This is a genomic window from Pseudomonas sp. S9, assembly GCF_000222125.1.
GTDB lineage: Bacteria > Pseudomonadota > Gammaproteobacteria > Pseudomonadales > Pseudomonadaceae > Aquipseudomonas > Aquipseudomonas segetis.
In genome coordinates, this window is sequence record NZ_AFFX01000008.1 from 162,965 (window position 1) to 174,886 (window position 11,922).

The window sequence follows — 11,922 nt, forward strand, 5'->3', positions numbered from 1 at the left end:
CAAAAAAACCGGTCTGGTGCTAAGCCAGACCGGTTTTTTATGCTGCGCTATTACAGGTAACTGTTGGTTATGTCGTCAATAAAGCCTTCTGCGCGCAGTTCATCCAGCGCTTTTTGCAGACGCTGCACCACTTCATCCGGGGTATCTTTGTTCAATGCCAAATACAGCTCGGCTTCCTTGAAGCGCAGCACTGTATTAAGGCCACTGACGCCCTCCTGCTTGGCGATATAACGCCCAACCGGATCAGTCGTTGCCCAGAGATCAATCTTGCCGGAGGTCAGCTTCTTGACGTTTTCCTGGTCACGCAAGGCGTTGATTGGTTTCAGGCCCTCACTTTCCAGGGCCTGGCTGACCGCGTCATTCTTGTAGGCACCAACGTTGTATTTCGCCGAGTCCTTGAGATTGGTAATCTTGATATCGCTACCTGGCGCCGCCAGCAATACCCAGCCGGTCTTGGCCAGTGGGCCGACCCACTTGAACAGCGGTTTACGCTCTTCGGTATAGGTGGTCGAGAATAGCGCGTAGCTAGGCTTATCCAGGGTCAGGCGATACAGGCGATCCCACGGGAAGCGCAGGGTCAGGGTGTACTTGATGCCAGCACGCTTGAACATCTCCCGTACGATGTCGGCACTGATACCGTCGATACCGTCATCGCGAGCGAAGTTCTTGTCGTCCACCGCCATGTTAAAGGGTGGAAAGTTCTCAGTCAGTAACACTACCTTGTAGTCTTCGGGTAACTCGGCATGCGCCACGCTCGCCATCAGCGCCAACCCCAGCAACAGACCACTCTTTACTTTCTTCAACATCTTGCTTACCCCGCCCGCATATATTGTGATTATTTGGTTAGCGACGTCCGTATCCGCGTGGCCTGTGGCTCACTTTCATAAACTCCTGTTAGACAAACGGGCCTGAAAAGGCCCGTTTGGTATCACAGATAGCTGTTGAGGGTGTCGTCGACAAAACCCTCTTTGCGCATCTTGTCCAACTCAGCCTGCAGCTTCTGTACCACCTCGTCCGGCACCTCCTTGTTGAGCGCCAGATAAAGCTCGGCAGTATCGAAACGCAGGATTGTCTTCAAACCAGAAATGCCTTCTTGTTTCGCCAGGTAACGCCCGGCTGGATCGCCGGTTGCCCAGAGATCGATTTGTCCAGACACCAACTTAGTGGCATTGAGCTGGTCGCGCAATGCGGTGATCGGCGTCAGGCCCTGCTGCTGGAGATGCTCGGCAATCGCATCCCCCTTATAAGCGCCAACCTTGTACTGCTTGGCGTCTTCAAGTTTGTTCAGGCTGATGTTGCTATCACTGCGCCCTAACAAAACCCAGTCGTCCGGACCTATTGGCCCTACCCACTTGAACAGTTCCTCACGCTCAGGCAGGCGCGCGGTCACGAAGACACCATAGTTCGGCTTCTCCAGGGCTAATTTATAGATGCGGTCCCACGGAAAGCGCAGTGTCAGGTTGTACTGAATCCCCGCCCGCTTGAACATTTCGCGCACGATATCCACGGCAATGCCGTCGAGGTTATCTTCCTGCGCAAAATTCTTGCCGTTGATTGCCATGTTGTATGGCGGGAAGTTTTCGGTCAGCAAGACCATACGGTAGTTTTCGTCGATTTCGGCTCGCGCCACCCCAGACATCAATAGCAGTGCCCCAGCACTTACCAACAACAGACGCTTCAACATCAATCACAACCCTAGTTCAGAACGCATATTTTTAATCGGGCAAGACTAGCCCTGTTTTTGTGCAGACAACAATCCGATATTCATAGCTGCGACCCAGATCACCCTCCATGACCCGAGTTGGAGCATTGACCAATGCTAACGCACAACAATGCCGCGACTGGCCATGTAGGCTTTGGCCTCGGGCACCGTGTATTCACCGAAGTGAAAAATGCTGGCAGCCAGGACCGCGGCCGCCTTGCCTTCGATAATGCCGTCAGCCAAGTGATCGAGATTGCCCACGCCACCGGATGCGATCACCGGGATACCCACGCTTTCGCTGATCGCTCGGGTAACGCCAAGATCAAAGCCGCTCTTCATGCCGTCTTGGTCCATGCTGGTCAGGAGAATTTCACCTGCTCCCAGGTCTTCCATCTTCTTCGCCCACAACACCGCATCCAGGCCGGTTGGCTTACGCCCGCCATGGGTGAAGATTTCCCAACGCGGCGTCTCGCCAGGCGCGGAAACCCGCTTGGCATCGATCGCCACGACAATGCATTGCGAACCGAAGCGTTGCGCTGCCTCGCCGACAAACTCGGGGTTGAACACCGCAGCGGTATTGATCGAGACTTTGTCGGCCCCCGCATTGAGCAGGTTGCGAATGTCCATCACCGTGCGTACACCGCCGCCAACAGTAAGCGGAATAAACACCTGGCTGGCCACGCGCTCGACGGTATGCAAGGTGGTGTCGCGGCCATCAACGCTTGCAGTGATATCGAGAAAGGTAATCTCGTCAGCACCTTGCTCGTCGTAGCGACGGGCAATTTCTACCGGGTCACCGGCATCGCGGATGTTCTCGAATTTGACGCCCTTGACCACGCGGCCATTGTCGACGTCGAGGCAGGGAATAATACGTTTAGCCAGTGCCATGATGGAGTCCTGTTTGGGGCGGGCAACCCAGGGATTGCCCACCTACTGAAGCAAGTCGATCAACCCGTGTAGCTGTCGCAAAATGCCTGGGCTTCAGCAACATCCAAGGTGCCTTCGTAAATCGCCCGGCCGGTGATTGCACCGATAATGCCCGGGGCCTTGGCGGCCAACAGGCTTTTGATATCACCCAGGTTATGGATACCGCCAGAGGCGATGACCGGAATCGAAGTCGCTGCGGCCAGTGCGGCGGTGAACGGCACATTGCAGCCTTGCATCATGCCGTCTTTGGCGATGTCGGTATAAACGATGGCCGAGACGCCGTCGGCTTCAAAGCGCTTGGCCAGGTCGATAACCTGCACGCTGCTGACTTCAGCCCAGCCGTCGGTGGCGACGAAACCGTCCTTGGCATCCAGACCGACAATGACCTTGCCCGGAAAAGCCTTGCAGGCCTCAGCCACGAACTCTGGCTGCTTGACCGCCTTGGTGCCGATAATCACGTAGCTTACGCCTGCCTTGACGTAATGCTCGATGGTTTCCAGCGAGCGAATACCGCCACCGATCTGGATCGGCAAATTTGGATAACGCTTGGCGATTGCAGTAACCACCTCGCCATTGACTGGCTGGGCCTCCAATGCACCAATTAGATCGACCCGATGCAGACGACGGCAGCCACCGTCAACCCACTTGGCAGCCATGCTCACCGGGTCATCGGAGAACACCGTGGAATCTTCCATGCGGCCCTGGCGCAGACGCACACAGGCGCCGTCTTTGAGGTCGATTGCGGGGATAATCAGCATCGGTTGAACCTATTCAAGTCTTAGCATTAATCACAGCGAGCCGTTGAAGCCTCCCACCTGCACGAGGCGATCCAGCGGTTCATTAACTTTTTTCCAGCGCCCACAAGTCGCTTTCGATGCTCTCGAACCTGTCTCTAAGCAGGCTTTGCACATCATCAACAGCCTTGTTGTAGTAAAGCGGCGCGATCTCGCGGTTGAACAGTTCGAGAATCTCCTGCACTTCAAACGAGCCCAGCTCAAATTCGAAACGCTGGTCGAGAAACTTCTGCAGGCTGGCAACCGCAGCCGCTTCCTGGGCCGGTTCGAGGCTCAGGACTGGGCTTTTATCCTTGCCCCGGGCCATTTACCAGCGACCGTCCCACGCAGCGAAGTTCTGCAGCAATTGCAGTCCATGGGTGTGGCTTTTTTCCGGATGGAACTGCACGGCAAAACGCGAACCGTCAGCCAGCGCTGCGGCAAAATCGTTGCCGTAATGCCCACGACCGACCACCTGCTTGGGGTTGCCCGCTTCGACGTAATAGCTGTGCACAAAGTAGAAACGCGCCATGTCCGGAATGTTGTGCCACAGCGGATGCTTGACCGTTTGCGCGACTTCATTCCAACCCATGTGCGGGACCTTCAGCGCCTCACCATCTTCAACCTGGCCCTTGCCAAAGAAACGCACGGAACCCGGGAACTGGCCGATGCACTCGACGCCGCCATTTTCTTCGCTGCGATCCATCAAGGCCTGCATACCCACGCAGATACCGAGGAACGGGCGGTCCTGACTGACCTCACGCACCAATTGGTCAAAGCCCAAACGGCGGATTTCGGCCATGCAATCGCGAATCGCACCGACACCCGGGAACACCACGCGATCAGCTTCGCGAATCACCTGGGCATCGCTGGTCACCAGAACACGGCCGGCGCCCACATGTTCGAGCGCCTTGGACACCGAGTGCAGGTTGCCCATGCCGTAGTCGATAACGGCTACCGTCTGCATCAGAGCACGCCCTTGGTCGATGGCATCTGCCCGGCCATGCGCGGATCAAGCTCAACCGCCATGCGCAGCGCGCGACCAAATGCCTTGAACACGGTTTCGATCTGGTGGTGGGTGTTGGTGCCACGCAGGTTGTCGATGTGCAGGCTCACCAGTGCATGGTTGACGAAGCCCTGGAAGAATTCCTGGAACAGGTCAACGTCAAAGCCACCCACCACCGCACGGGTGAAAGGCACATGCATCTGCAAGCCGGGGCGCCCCGAGAAGTCGATGACCACGCGCGACAGCGCCTCGTCCAACGGCACATAGGAGTGGCCGTAACGGGTCATGCCTTTCTTGTCGCCAATGGCTTTGGTGAAGGCCTGACCGAGGGTAATGCCAACATCTTCGACTGTGTGGTGGTCGTCGATGTGCAAGTCACCCTTACACTCGATATCAAGGTCAATCAGGCCGTGGCGAGCGATCTGGTCAAGCATGTGCTCAAGAAATGGCACGCCGATGTCGAATCGTGCCTTGCCAGTACCATCCAGGTTGATCGAGACCTTGATTTGGGTCTCCAGTGTGTTGCGCTCGACGAATGCCGTACGTTCGGCCATCACCTGCTCCACTCAATCGTTATGCAAAAGGGTAGCCATTATAGGCAGCCTTATCCTAGGCGGCTACCGGGGATAACCATTGCGCACGTCCAGCCAATTACCGTTAGTAGGAAATTGTCCGAAACCCAGTGTCTACGCAGGCATCGCAGCCCTTGCCTGTCGCGCGACACGGGACAGCAACAGGCGCTGCTAAAACAGCAATAGGCCCAAGCCATCGTTTTGCGGCACTATTTCTCCATGACCCCAGCAGACTTAGACGAATCAGCATGGACACAATTGACCGTTTGATCATCGGCGCCGGCGCACTCGGCCTGGCCTGCGCCGCCCGCCTTGCCAAGCCTGGCGAAAGCACCCTGATTGTCGAGCGTGAAAAACTCATCGGCAGCCACACTTCCAGCCGCAACTCCGAGGTCATTCACCCAGGCATTTATTACGCAGCCAATTCCCTCAAGGCGCAGTTGTGCCTTGAAGGTCGCGAACGGCTGTATGCCTGGTGTGCCGAGCATCAGGTGCCGCATCAACGCATCGGCAAGCTTTTGGTGGCGGTCAACGATGACGAACGCAGCCAGCTCACAGCCATCGCCGAGAATGCCAGCGCCTGCGGCGTTGATGAGCTGCAAGCCATAAGCCAGCAACAACTGCACGACCTCGAACCTGCAGTTCACGGGGTAGAGGCCTTGCTGTCGCCAAACACCGGGATCATCGACAGTCATGTCTATTTGCAATCGCTGCTCGCCACCGCTGAACGCAAGGACGCGCAACTGGTGCTCGACACACGCATTGAGCAACTCGAGCCCTCGGCCAGCGGCTGGATTGTCCAGGGTGTCAGCTGCGGCGAACCCTTTAGCCTCATGGCTCAGCAGGTAATAAACGCGGGCGGGCTGTTTGCCCAGCAACTGGCACAGAACACCGTTGGACTCAATGCGGGCTCGATACCTAAGCTGCACCTGTGCCAGGGTCGCTACTTCAGCTACAGCGCACGTTCGCCATTTAGTCACTTGATCTACCCCATGCCCGAGGCCAATGCGACTGGACTGGGTGTCCATGCCACGCTGGACTTGGGTGGCCAACTGCGTTTCGGCCCCGACACCCGCTACGTCGAACACATTGACTACAGCCTGGATGCCACTTTGCTCGAACCCTTCGCCCAGGCAATCCGCCGATATTTTCCGAAACTCGACAGCTCTCGCCTTGTGCCGGGTTACAGTGGCGTCCGTCCAAAGCTGTCAGGGCCAGGGGAACCGGCTGCCGACTTCGTCATCCAAACCCCTGCCGACCACGGTTTGGACGGGTTGATCAACCTGTTTGGCATAGAGTCGCCGGGCCTTACTGCCAGCCTGGCAATTGCCGAACGCGTTGCAGGCGTTAATTTGTAACCCACGCAACGCTATACTTATCCGTTTATATTCAAGCTAATGCATACAAGGAATCGGTCATGAAATCGCTCGGCAAAATCCTGGGCCTATTTTTCCTCGGACTGCTGCTGATCATTGTGGCACTGGGCTTTGCCCTGACCCACTTGTTCGATCCCAACGACTATAAAGACGAGATCCGCGACCTCGCCCGCGAAAAAGCCAACCTTGAACTGACCCTCAATGGCGATATCGGCTGGAGCCTGTTCCCCTGGCTGGGCCTTGAGTTGACCGACGCCACCCTGGCCAGCGCCGATACCCCGGACAAACCTTTTGCAGACTTGCGCCTGCTTGGCTTGTCCGTGCGTGTGTTGCCGCTGCTGCGCAAGGAAGTGCAGATGAGCGATATCCGCGTTGATGGCCTCAACCTGAATCTCGAAATCGACGACAAGGGCCACAGCAACTGGGAAAACGTCGGCCACCCAAGAAAGACCGCCAGCGCAACTGATGCCCCCGACTCCGCTGACAAAACCGCAGAAGCCGCCCCCCAGGCCCCAAGCAAACCCAGCGACCCGATCAAGCTGGATATCGACAGCCTGATCGTCAATAGCGCACGAGTTGACTACCGCAACGCCCAAAAGGGCCAGCAATTCAGCGCTGAAAGTATCCAGCTGACCACCGGCGCCATTCATGAAGGCGCCAGCGTACCGGTCAAGCTCAGCGCTTTCTTTGGCATCAACAAGCCGGTGATGCGCGCCCGTACCGAACTGCAAGGCGACCTGCGCTTTGACCGGGTACTGAAACGCTACGAACTTGAAAACGCCAAGGTTTCCGGTGAAGCATCCGGCGAGCCCCTTAACGGCCAAACCCTGACCTATGCCCTGCAAGGTCAATTGAGTGTCGATATGGCCGCCAATATTGCCCAATGGAGCAGCCTCAAACTGTCTGCCAACCAAATGCGGGCAATTGGCGAGCTCAAGGTTACCGACTTGCGCGACAAGCCAAAGCTCAGCGGTGGCTTCTCGGTTGCCGAAGTCAACCTGCGCCAGTTCCTCAAGGGCATTGGCCAGGAAATCCCGGCCATGGCCGACGAAAACACACTGAACAAGTTTGAACTGGTGACGCGCCTCAGCGGCAGCCCAAGCAGCATCAAATTCAATGAGATGACACTCAAGCTCGACGACAGCACGTTCAACGGCGAGTTGGCGGTGGACGATTTCTCCAGGCAGGCACTGCGCGTCAAGCTCAAGGGCGACAAGCTCGACCTTGATCGCTACCTGCCACCAAAGTCGAAAGAGGCCAGTGCTCGTGATGCCGAGGTCAAGCAAAGTGTGGCCAAGGCAGGCAAGGCCGGTACTTCAGAGCTACCAAATGCACCGACCCAGCAGGCATGGAGCTCCGCCCAGGTGCTGCCGATCGACCGCCTGCGCAAACTCGACATGCAGGTTGCGCTGAACCTTGATCAATTGACAGCAGACAAACAGAACTTCAGCAATGTCGACCTGCAAGCAAAAAGCGCAGGCGGCCTGCTCACGCTCGACAATGCCAGCGGTAGCCTTGGCAGCGGCAGTTTCGTCGCCAAGGCACGGGTGGATGTGCGTCCAGCGACCCCGGTGCTCAGCTTGCAAAGCACCCTCAAGCGCCTGCCAGTCGAACCCTTCCTGACCACCGCCGAAAACAAGGCACCGGTCAGGGGGCTGCTCGACCTGCAAGCGAACCTGACCACCAGCGGCAACAGTCAAAAAGCCTGGGTTGAAGCCCTCAACGGCACCAGCAGCTTTGCCCTGGAAAACGGCGTACTGGTCGGCGCCAATCTCGAGCAGCAAATCTGCCAGGGCATCGCCACACTCAATCGCAAGCAGCTGACCCCTGAAATCAACGGCAAGGACACGCCATTCAAAACCCTGAATGGCAACCTGACATTTCGCAATGGCGTGGCCAGCAATCCAGACTTGAAAGTCGAAGTACCGGGCCTGAATGTAACCGGCGATGGCGATCTCGACCTGCGCGTGCTGGGCCTGGACTACCGCATTGGCGTCACCCTGCTCGGCGACACCCGTGCAATGCCCGATCCGGCATGCCAGGTTAACGAACGCTATGTGGGCCTTGAGTGGCCGATTCGCTGCCGTGGCCCACTCGAACTTGGCGCCAAGGCTTGCCGCCTGGATAAAGACGGCCTAGGCAAGGTTGCGGCCAAGCTAGCGGGCGACAAGCTCACCGAGAAACTTGAGGAAAAACTCGGCGACAAAGTCAGCCCGGAACTGAAGGACGCGCTCAAGGGCCTGTTCAAGCGATGAGTCCCGAGCAGTTTTCAAGCGCGGTTCTGCAATGGTATGACCTGCATGGTCGCAAGGACCTGCCTTGGCAACAGGACATAACCCCCTATCGCGTCTGGGTTTCTGAAATCATGCTCCAGCAAACCCAGGTCAGCACTGTCCTGGGTTACTTCGACCGATTCATGGCTGCGCTGCCAACGGTGCGCGACCTGGCCGAAGCCCCGGAAGATGAGGTGCTGCATTTATGGACCGGGCTGGGCTACTACACCCGCGCCCGCAACCTGCAAAAAACCGCCAGGTTGATAATGAGCGAACACGCTGGCGAGTTTCCACGGGATCTCGAAGCACTGATCGCCCTGCCCGGCATTGGTCGCTCAACCGCAGGCGCCATTGCCAGCCTGAGCATGAACCTGCGCGCCCCAATTCTCGACGGCAACGTCAAGCGCGTACTGGCTCGTTATGTCGCGCAGGAGGGTTATCCCGGCGAGCCCAAAGTCGCCCAGCAGCTTTGGGACGTCGCGGAACGCTTCACCCCGCAGCAGCGGGTAAATAACTACACCCAGGCGATGATGGACCTTGGCGCCACCCTCTGTACGCGCAGCAAGCCAAGCTGCCTGTTGTGCCCGCTCAAGACTGGCTGCCAGGCCCACTTGCTGGGCCTGGAAATTCGCTACCCAGTCCCAAAGCCGCGCAAGACGCTGCCACAAAAGCGCACGCTGATGCCAATCTTGGCTAATCACGCAGGTGATATCCTGCTTTACCGCAGGCCTTCAAGCGGCCTTTGGGGCGGCTTATGGAGCCTGCCAGAGCTGACTGACCTGCAAGAACTGGAATCACTCGCCAACAGTCATCAACTGGATATCGGCCCGCGCCAGCAACTCGCCGAACTGACCCATACCTTCAGTCATTTCCAACTGGCCATCGATCCATGGCTGGTCAGGGTCACCACGGCCCCGGCTAGCGTGGCCGAAGCCGACTGGCTCTGGTATAACCTCGCCCAACCGCCGCGCCTGGGCCTGGCAGCCCCTGTCAAAAAGTTGCTCAAGCGCGCGGCAGATGCCTTGAATGCAGGAGAATTGTCATGACCCGCACCGTAATGTGCCGTAAGCACAAGCAAGAACTTCCAGGCCTTGAGCGCCCGCCGTACCCAGGCGCCAAAGGTGAAGACATCTTCAACAATGTCTCCAAGCAAGCCTGGGATGAGTGGCAGAAACACCAAACCCTGCTGATCAACGAGCGCCGCCTGAACATGATGAACGCCGAGGACCGCAAATTCCTCCAGGTTGAGATGGATAAATTCCTGTCTGGCGAAGATTACGCACAGGCTGAAGGTTACGTGCCGCCCAGCGAGTAAATTCGAGCAAGGGTGAAACTGATCAAAACTTGATCGATTTCACCCGAATTCATCGTAAGCGCCCGTTATCTTTAAATATTTTTCAAACCTTCGCTTGACATGCCTTCGTCAAATCCGTCTAATACGCCCCGTTGCCCAGATAGCTCAGTCGGTAGAGCAGGGGATTGAAAATCCCCGTGTCGGCGGTTCGATTCCGTCTCTGGGCACCACTAATTCATTTCAGGTGGTGCCAAAACCACCCGAAAGCCCACAAGAAACCCGCCTAGTGCGGGTTTTTTGTTGCCTGTAATTCCCTGCCCAGCCTTTGACTGCTCAAGTTATTTTGAGCAGAACCCATCTCAACATACCGAACAACGTAACCATCACCCGAAAAGTCATAGCCAACACCCTGGCTGCATCAAGCCCCGTAGTTTAAGTCCTGTGCTTTTCACTTAGCCGAATTCAATTTTCAAGATAATTTTCTTCATACGATAAAAGAAAGCCAGTAATATCAATAGATACGCGCAACAGATTGTAGATATCGGATTTACTAATCAGAGATATTTCCACATGCCTGATTTTTCACATTACGATCTCAAACTGCTAAATCCATCCTTCGACTCGCCCCTAGTCGATGTGCTCAGCGAGCTAGAACACCTTCGCCGCTTAAAACTGGAAGGCGACACCCCACCTTCTGTTTTTTTTCAACTCAAGGCCATTTTCCATACACTCGAGAGCTTGGGGTCGGCGCGAATCGAGGGCAATCATACGACCCTCGCCGACTACATCGAAAGCAAGGTAGAAGGTACAGAGCAAGACAGCGACCAATTGCGCGAAGTGGCTAATATTGAAAACGCCATGGACTACATAGAAGAGATCATCAAGCCAGGCCTACCAATATCAGAGCATACGATCAGAGAACTACATGCAATAACCGTGGACGGGTTAGCGCGGGAAGGCGATAAGACGCCCGGCGCATACCGCCAAAGCCCCGTGCAAATATCTCAGTCGAAACATCTCCCGCCTGACTTTGTTCAAGTGCCCGGCTACATGCAAGAGTTGGTGGCATTCGTAAACCGGGAAGACTCTCCCAAATATGACCTTATGAAGGTAGCCCTGGCTCATCACAGGTTTGGCTGGATACACCCCTTCACGAACGGAAACGGCCGGGCGGTACGACTACTCACCTATGCACTGTTGATTAAATACGGTTTCAACGTAAGCACTGGCGGGCGCGTTCTAAATCCAACCGCAGTATTTTGCATTGACCGCGAACGTTACTACACAATGCTTGCAACAGCAGACACAGGCACGAAAACAGGGCTGGAAAGCTGGTGCACATATGTGCTCGAAGGGATTCGTGATGAACTCGGGAAAGTAGATCGCCTCACGAATTACATTTATTTAACAAAATCAATCCTCAGTCCCGCCGTAGCTTTCGCACGCGAACGGGAATGGATCACAAACGCAGAGGAATCGGTACTAAACCTGGCCATAAAACTGAGAGTTGTGAAGTCTGCCGACCTCGCTGACGCACTGCCTGAATTATCAAGCCACCAACGAACCTACCAAATCAGAAAACTTGTAGACCAAGGCTTGCTTCTCCCCATCAACGAGGGAGCAAGGCAATACACCATCGGTTTTTCCAACAACCACCTGATACGCGGCGTTATCAAGTCACTTAGAGAGCAGGGCTTTATTCCTGAGCCGCTGGAAAAACCATGAAATCCAGGTGTCAGCTCACCTTACGCGCAACCTGACATCCCATCCTGTCGCTTCTCGCTGGCATTGAGCGCTATTGCTCGGGCATAATTTGCCGGATTTTGCTGCGTATTCAGCTCCTTAGCGCACATTTACGCGCAGTACCCAGCAAATTGATTTAGCCTAGACTCGAACACCCTGTTTTAACCAGGTGGATAAAATGCCGGGCATGCTTGGTGTTTTTGTATCTGCGCGACAGGCAACTGCAGTGATGCGACACCCTTGCACACTCAGCCCC

The 11,922-nt window shown here is 56.1% G+C and carries 12 protein-coding genes and 1 tRNA gene; 6 read left to right on the top strand and 7 right to left on the bottom strand.

The window, feature by feature from the left end; all coding sequences use genetic code 11:
- Window positions 1-50: 50 nt before the first annotated feature.
- The 7 genes from PSES9_RS0116015 to hisB all read right to left on the bottom strand — a co-directional run bounded on the left by PSES9_RS0116015 (window position 51) and on the right by hisB (window position 4,962).
- Window positions 51-806, bottom strand: a complete 756-nt coding sequence (locus PSES9_RS0116015) for a substrate-binding periplasmic protein (RefSeq protein WP_010488612.1) — start codon at window positions 804-806, stop codon at window positions 51-53.
- Between the two features lie 122 nt (window positions 807-928).
- Complete coding sequence (locus tag PSES9_RS0116020) at window positions 929-1,681, bottom strand: substrate-binding periplasmic protein (protein ID WP_029529592.1); 753 nt, start codon at window positions 1,679-1,681, stop codon at window positions 929-931.
- Window positions 1,682-1,819: 138 nt separating this feature from the next.
- On the bottom strand, window positions 1,820-2,590 hold the full coding sequence (gene hisF, locus PSES9_RS0116025) for an imidazole glycerol phosphate synthase subunit HisF (protein ID WP_010488616.1): 771 nt from the start codon (window positions 2,588-2,590) through the stop codon (window positions 1,820-1,822).
- A gap of 59 nt (window positions 2,591-2,649) precedes the next feature.
- The gene (hisA, locus tag PSES9_RS0116030; RefSeq protein ID WP_010488618.1) at window positions 2,650-3,387 is read right to left on the bottom strand and encodes a 1-(5-phosphoribosyl)-5-[(5-phosphoribosylamino)methylideneamino]imidazole-4-carboxamide isomerase; all 738 of its coding nucleotides are present in this window, start codon (window positions 3,385-3,387) and stop codon (window positions 2,650-2,652) included.
- Window positions 3,388-3,469: 82 nt separating this feature from the next.
- Entirely contained in the window at window positions 3,470-3,730 is a 261-nt protein-coding gene (locus tag PSES9_RS0116035) for a DUF2164 domain-containing protein (RefSeq protein ID WP_010488619.1), read from the bottom strand.
- On the bottom strand, window positions 3,731-4,369 hold the full coding sequence (hisH, locus tag PSES9_RS0116040) for an imidazole glycerol phosphate synthase subunit HisH (protein WP_010488621.1): 639 nt from the start codon (window positions 4,367-4,369) through the stop codon (window positions 3,731-3,733). It lies immediately after the preceding gene.
- The gene (gene hisB / locus PSES9_RS0116045) at window positions 4,369-4,962 is read right to left on the bottom strand and encodes an imidazoleglycerol-phosphate dehydratase HisB (protein WP_010488624.1); all 594 of its coding nucleotides are present in this window, start codon (window positions 4,960-4,962) and stop codon (window positions 4,369-4,371) included. Before hisB ends, hisH begins: the two co-directional genes overlap by 1 nt.
- 266 nt (window positions 4,963-5,228) lie before the next feature.
- On the opposite strand from hisB, the gene PSES9_RS0116050 reads away from it, so the two are divergent.
- The 6 genes from PSES9_RS0116050 (at window position 5,229) to PSES9_RS0116075 (ending at window position 11,648) form a co-directional block, all read left to right on the top strand.
- A complete protein-coding gene (locus PSES9_RS0116050; protein ID WP_010488625.1) occupies window positions 5,229-6,338 on the top strand; it encodes an NAD(P)/FAD-dependent oxidoreductase in 1,110 nt (369 codons plus the stop codon).
- A 59-nt stretch (window positions 6,339-6,397) separates the two neighbouring features.
- On the top strand, window positions 6,398-8,611 hold the full coding sequence (locus PSES9_RS0116055; RefSeq protein WP_010488628.1) for an AsmA family protein: 2,214 nt from the start codon (window positions 6,398-6,400) through the stop codon (window positions 8,609-8,611).
- Window positions 8,608-9,675 carry an A/G-specific adenine glycosylase gene (gene mutY / locus PSES9_RS0116060; RefSeq protein WP_010488630.1) on the top strand — a complete coding sequence of 356 codons (1,068 nt, stop codon included), beginning with the start codon at window positions 8,608-8,610 and terminating at the stop codon, window positions 9,673-9,675. The genes PSES9_RS0116055 and mutY overlap by 4 nt, the downstream gene beginning before the upstream one ends.
- Window positions 9,672-9,944, top strand: a complete 273-nt coding sequence (locus PSES9_RS0116065; RefSeq protein ID WP_010488632.1) for an oxidative damage protection protein — start codon at window positions 9,672-9,674, stop codon at window positions 9,942-9,944. The genes mutY and PSES9_RS0116065 overlap by 4 nt, the downstream gene beginning before the upstream one ends.
- 133 nt (window positions 9,945-10,077) lie before the next feature.
- A tRNA-Phe gene (locus PSES9_RS0116070) sits at window positions 10,078-10,153 on the top strand.
- 340 nt (window positions 10,154-10,493) lie between these two features.
- The gene (locus PSES9_RS0116075) at window positions 10,494-11,648 is read left to right on the top strand and encodes a Fic family protein (protein ID WP_010488634.1); all 1,155 of its coding nucleotides are present in this window, start codon (window positions 10,494-10,496) and stop codon (window positions 11,646-11,648) included.
- The last annotated feature ends 274 nt before the right edge of the window (window positions 11,649-11,922 follow it).